General features: G+C 70.2%; 6 protein-coding genes. 5 read left to right on the top strand and 1 reads right to left on the bottom strand.

The window, feature by feature from the left end:
- Positions 1–702, bottom strand: a 702-nt coding sequence (locus tag AC2VOK_RS03230; RefSeq protein WP_428899201.1) for a DUF222 domain-containing protein, incomplete at its 3' end; no start/stop codon positions are given.
- 139 nt (positions 703–841) lie between these two features.
- Here AC2VOK_RS03230 and pyrR point away from each other — a divergent pair.
- From pyrR to carA, 5 genes are all read left to right on the top strand, one after another.
- On the top strand, positions 842–1,417 hold the full coding sequence (gene pyrR / locus AC2VOK_RS03225; protein WP_428899200.1) for a bifunctional pyr operon transcriptional regulator/uracil phosphoribosyltransferase PyrR: 576 nt from the start codon (positions 842–844) through the stop codon (positions 1,415–1,417).
- Positions 1,414–2,379 (top strand): aspartate carbamoyltransferase catalytic subunit, encoded by a 966-nt coding sequence (locus tag AC2VOK_RS03220; protein ID WP_428899199.1) that lies wholly within the window; start codon positions 1,414–1,416, stop codon positions 2,377–2,379. Before pyrR ends, AC2VOK_RS03220 begins: the two co-directional genes overlap by 4 nt.
- Entirely contained in the window at positions 2,376–3,668 is a 1,293-nt protein-coding gene (locus tag AC2VOK_RS03215; protein ID WP_428899198.1) for a dihydroorotase, read from the top strand. The genes AC2VOK_RS03220 and AC2VOK_RS03215 overlap by 4 nt, the downstream gene beginning before the upstream one ends.
- A 49-nt stretch (positions 3,669–3,717) precedes the next feature.
- Positions 3,718–4,218 (top strand): PH-like domain-containing protein, encoded by a 501-nt coding sequence (locus AC2VOK_RS03210; protein WP_428899197.1) that lies wholly within the window; start codon positions 3,718–3,720, stop codon positions 4,216–4,218.
- A 15-nt stretch (positions 4,219–4,233) separates the two neighbouring features.
- Positions 4,234–5,343, top strand: a 1,110-nt coding sequence (gene carA / locus AC2VOK_RS03205; protein WP_428899196.1) for a glutamine-hydrolyzing carbamoyl-phosphate synthase small subunit, incomplete at its 3' end; no start/stop codon positions are given.

Below are 5,343 nucleotides of genomic sequence, written 5' to 3'. Positions count from 1 at the left end.
GGCGGGTTGTGCGGTGATCCGTTCGATCAGCGTGTCGGCCATGACTTGGCCGCGGGTGCGGTCGTCGAAGGTGGTGTCGGCGGCGCGTGTGAGCGCGGCGTACACCGAGACGCCGTGGGTCACCGGTAGTAGCGCGGTCAGGTAGGTCATGGTGTCGGGGGCGGGGCGGATGGTGACGGTGCGCTCGTGTTCGGCTGTGGCGGCGCGTTCGACGACGGCGTGCGGGTCGAGTCGGTAGGCGATGTTTTTGGCGGCCGCGGCGATGCGGGCGTCGCCCATGCCGTCCAGGCCGGCGGGGTCGGCGCACAGTTCGGCGTCTAGGGTGCGGCGGTCCTCGACGTCCAGGCAGGCGCTCTCGCGCACGATCAGGGTGGCCCGCCATTCGGAGAGCCGTCCGGTCTCGAGGGCGGCCAGGGTGTGGGGCATTTCGTGGACCAGGGCTTTGGCGAAGCCCAGGTGGCGGCTGCCGCGGGTGGGGGAGTCGTGGCGGGCCAGGGCGATTTCGGTGGCCAGCCCGCGTGCGCGCCGGGACGGGGGCACCCCGGCGGCGGTGTCGTTGGCGCGGCGGGTGGCCTCCAGGGCGGCCGCGGCGCGGGCCTGGCCGGCCGCGGCGGCGGATTTGAGCCGTTCCAGCTCGGCGATGCGCTCGATGAGCGCCGCTTCGCCGGATGCGGGGTCCACCGCCACCAATGATTCGAACATGAGTTCGATAGTAGACGAGGCCACCGACACCGTCCGCGGGGCACGTCGTCGCCGCAGCGGACGGCGGTGCTAGGCTCCCGGACAGTCGACATCCTTTAACGATCCGTCCCGCGAGGCGGAGAAGGAGGTCACATCACGCATGGGTGCCGCGGATGACGCCGCCACCGGCCGCGAATTGATGTCGGCGGCCGACGTGGGCCGCACCATTTCCCGTATCGCCCATCAGGTCATCGAAAAGACCGCGCTCGACGGCACGGACGCGCCGCGGGTGGTGCTGCTCGGCATCCCGACCCGCGGGGTCATCCTGGCCGAACGCCTGGCCGTCAACATCGCCGAATACAGCGGGGTCGATCTCGCGCGTGGCGCCCTGGACATCACGCTGTACCGCGACGACCTGAGGCAAAAGCCGCCCCGGGCGCTGGAACCCACCTCGATCCCCGCCGGCGGCGTCGACGATGCCTTCGTGATCCTGGTCGACGACGTGCTGTTCTCGGGACGCACGGTGGCCGCCGCCCTGGACGCGCTGCGCGATGTGGGCCGGCCCCGCGCGGTGCAGCTGGCGGTGCTGGTGGACCGTGGCCACCGCGAACTTCCGCTGCGCGCCGACTACGTCGGCAAGAACGTACCGACCTCACGAAGCGAGAGCGTCCACGTGCTGCTCGGCGAGCACGACGGCCGCGACGGCGTGGTGATCTCGAGGGACGACATCCGATGACCAGGCACCTGCTGGCGGCCGGCGACCTGAGCCGCGACGAGGCCACCGCGATCCTCGACGACGCCGACCGGTTCGCGCAGGCTCTGGTGGGACGCGAGATCAAGAAGTTGCCGACGCTGCGCGGCCGCACCGTGATCACGATGTTCTACGAGAACTCGACCCGTACCCGGGTGTCGTTCGAGGTGGCCGGCAAGTGGATGAGCGCCGACGTCATCAACGTCAGCGCGACCGGATCGTCGGTGGGCAAGGGGGAGTCGTTGCGCGACACAGCGTTCACGCTGCGGGCGGCCGGCGCCGACGCGCTGATCATCCGGCACCCGGCTTCGGGCGCCGCGCATCTGCTGGCCCAGTGGAGTTCGTCCGCGGGCCTGCAGGAGGGCGGCCCGTCGGTGATCAACGCCGGCGACGGCACGCACGAACACCCGACCCAGGCGCTGCTGGACGCGCTCACCCTGCGCCAGCGGCTCGGCGGCATCGAGGGCCGGCGCGTCGTGATCGTCGGGGACATCCTGCACAGCCGCGTCGCTCGCTCCAACGTCATGCTGCTGGCCACGCTGGGCGCCGAGGTGGTGCTGGTGGCGCCGCCCACGCTGCTGCCGGCCGGGGTCGACGGCTGGCCGGCGACGGTCTGCTACGACTTCGACGCCGAACTGCCCGCCGCGGACGCGGTGCTGATGCTGCGGGTGCAGGCCGAGCGGATGACCGGCGGCTTCTTCCCGTCGGTGCGCGAGTACTCGGTCCGCTACGGCCTGTCCGACCGGCGCCAGGCCATGCTGCCCGGCCACGCCGTGGTGCTGCACCCGGGGCCGATGGTGCGCGGCATGGAGATCGCCTCTTCGGTGGCCGACTCTACGCAATCGGCTGTGCTGCAACAAGTTTCCAACGGTGTGCATGTGCGGATGGCCGTCTTGTTCCATGTTCTGGTCGGCACCGAAGCACCAGGGGAAGAGGGTGCGGCGTGACTGTGCTGCTGCGCGGGGTCCGGCTTTACGGCGAAGGCGACCGGGTCGACGTGCTGGTCGAGGACGGCCAGATCGCCGCCATCGGTGCGGGTCTGCAGATCCCGGAGTACGCGGACGTCATCGACGCCACGGGCCAGGTGCTGCTGCCCGGGTTCGTCGACTTGCACACCCACCTGCGCGAGCCCGGCCGCGAATACGCCGAGGACATCGAAACCGGCTCGGCTGCCGCGGCTTTGGGCGGCTACACTGCGGTGTTCGCGATGGCCAACACGAGCCCGGTCGCCGACAGCCCGGTGGTCACCGACCACGTGTGGCATCGCGGCCGGCAGGTCGGCCTGGTCGACGTGCACCCCGTCGGCGCCGTCACCGTCGGACTGGCCGGGGTCCAGCTCACCGAGATGGGCATGATGGCCTCGGGCGCCGCGCAGGTGCGGATGTTCTCCGACGACGGCATGTGCGTGCACGATCCGCTGGTGATGCGCCGCGCCCTGGAATACGCCACCGGGTTGGGGGCCCTGGTCGCCCAGCACGCCGAGGAGCCGCGGCTGACCGCGGGCGCCGTCGCCCACGAGGGGCCCACGGCCGGGCGGCTGGGGTTGGCGGGTTGGCCCAGGGCCGCCGAGGAATCCATCGTCGCCCGCGACGCGCTGCTGGCCCGCGACGCCGGCGCCCGGGTGCACATCTGCCACGCTTCTACCGCGGGTACCGTCGAGATCCTGAAATGGGCCAAGAGTCAAGGCATCTCGATCACCGCCGAGGTGACTCCCCATCACCTGTTGCTCGACGACAGCAGACTGAACAGCTATGACGGCGTCAACCGGGTCAATCCACCGCTGCGGGAAGTCTCTGATGCGCTCGCTTTGCGTCAGGCGCTCGCCGACGGGGTAATCGAATGTGTGGCCACCGATCACGCACCCCACGCCGAGCACGAGAAATGCGTCGAGTTCTGCGCTGCCCGCCCCGGCATGCTGGGGCTGCAGACGGCGCTCTCGGTGGTGGTGCAGACCATGGTGGCGCCCGGGCTGCTGAACTGGCGCGACGTCGCCAGGGTGATGAGTGAGAACCCGGCGCGCATCGCCCGCCTGCCCGATCACGGCCGGCCGCTCGAGGTGGGGGAGCCGGCGAACCTGACCGTGGTGGACCCCGACGCCACCTGGACGGTCGCCGGGCCGCACCTGGCCAGTCGGTCGGCAAACACGCCGTACGAGTCGATGACGCTGCCCGCCACCGTGACCGCGACCCTGCTGCGCGGCAAGATCACCGCGCGAGACGGGAAGAGCCCGGCATGAACCGCGCCGGCGACGAGGCAGAGTCAAGCGATGAGGAGGAGCGGCGCGCATGAACTCCGGCACGCTGGCAGGATCACTCATCGTCGCGGTTGTTCTGGTGGTGGTGATCGCCGTGCTGATCCAGCTGATGATGCGCGGCTGGCGACGCCGCGCCCAACGGCAGGCCGAGCTGATCGGCAGCCTGCCCGAGATGCCCGCCGAGGTGGGCGGGGCAACCAGTGCCATCCGCGGTGTCTATGTCGGCTGCACGTTGTCACCCGCCTGGAACGACCGGATCACGGTCGGCGATCTCGGTTACCGCAGCAAGGCGGTGCTGATCCGCTATCCCGAGGGAATCCTGCTGGAACGCAGCCGCGCCAAACCCCTGTGGATTCCGCAGGAGTCCATCGTGGCGGTCCGCACCGAGCGGGGCGTGGCCGGTAAGGTCGGCGCCCGCAACGGGATACTGGCGATCCGGTGGCGGCTGCCGTCGGGCGCCGAGATCGACACGGGGTTCCGCGCGGGCAACCGTGACGAATATGACGACGTGCTGCGGGACACCCAGCGATGAGGAGGAGCGGCGCTGATGACTGAGGCCCTGCTGGTGCTCGAAGACGGCCGTGTCTTCACCGGGACACCCTACGGCGAAGTCGGCCAAACCCTCGGGGAGGCAGTGTTTTCCACCGGAATGTCCGGCTATCAGGAGACATTGACCGATCCTAGCTATCACCGGCAGATCGTGGTGGCCACCGCGCCGCAGATCGGCAACACGGGCTGGAACGGCGAGGACGCCGAGAGCCGTGGCGACAAGATCTGGGTCGCCGGGTACGCGGTACGCGACCCGTCGCCGTGCGCGTCCAATTGGCGGGCCACCGGCACCCTGGAGGATGAGCTGGTCCGCCAGCATGTCGTCGGGATCGCCGGCATCGACACGCGAGCGGCGGTGCGGCATCTGCGCAGCCGCGGATCGATGAAGGCGGGTGTGTTCTCCGGTGCCGCCCTGGCCGAACCCGCCGAACTGATCGAGCGGGTCGTCGGCCAGCCCTCGATGCTCGGCGCCGACCTGGCGGGCGAGGTCAGCACGCCGCAGGCCTATGTCGTGGAGGCGCAGGGCACCCACCGGTTCACCGTGGCCGCGCTGGACCTCGGGATCAAGACCAACACGCCGCGCAACTTCGCCCGCCGCGGCATCCGCAGCCACGTGCTGCCGTCGTCGGCTACGTTCGAACAGATCAGCGAGCTCGCTCCCGACGCGGTGTTCCTGTCCAACGGCCCCGGCGACCCGGCCACCGCCGACCAGCTCGTCGGGCTCACCCGCGAGGTGTTGGGTGCCGGAATCCCGTTGTTCGGCATCTGTTTCGGCAACCAGATCTTTGGGCGGGCGCTGGGGCTGTCCACCTACAAGATGACGTTCGGTCACCGGGGCATCAACATCCCGGTCATCGACCACGCCACCGGCCGGGTCGCGATCACCGCTCAGAACCACGGCTTCGCGCTGGAAGGGGAGGCGGGCCAGTCCTTCGACACGCCGTTCGGCCCGGCGATGGTCAGCCACACCTGCGCCAACGACGGCGTGGTGGAGGGCGTCAAACTCGCTGACGGGCGGGCGTTCTCGGTGCAGTACCACCCCGAGGCCGCCGCCGGCCCCCACGATGCGGAATACCTGTTCGACCAATTCATCGACATGATGGAGGGC

Source organism: Mycobacterium sp. TH-M116 (assembly GCF_057473685.1).
This window is presented reverse-complemented; position numbering and strand designations above follow the sequence as displayed.